The following is a 270-nucleotide window of genomic DNA, read 5'->3' on the forward strand; positions in this document are numbered from 1 at the left end:
TAACAGGTGATGATGTTACAGCTAAATTCGATATCACTGTTAACAACGGTGTGATTACTGCAACTCTTAAAGATGGCTTCACTAAGTCACTTGGCGATGCAGAAAACACTCAAGTGATCGACACAACTAAATTCGCCTTCGGACGTTACTACAAGTTCGACATCCCAACAACTGTTAAAGCGGATGTTAAAGGTGGAGTAGACATCGAAAATACAGCGGCTCAAGTAGTTAACTACTACAACCCAACAACTAAGAAAGTTGAAAAACCAA

Annotated in this window: 1 protein-coding gene; it reads left to right on the forward strand. The window is 40.0% G+C overall.

Translation table 11 applies throughout. The features are described 5' to 3' along the window. Positions 1-270 (forward strand): hypothetical protein (locus tag AX662_RS10855; protein ID WP_197414665.1); only part of this gene is annotated, 270 nt, incomplete at both ends.

This window comes from Streptococcus sp. CCH5-D3, from assembly GCF_001556435.1.
In the GTDB taxonomy this organism is placed as follows: domain Bacteria; phylum Bacillota; class Bacilli; order Lactobacillales; family Streptococcaceae; genus Streptococcus.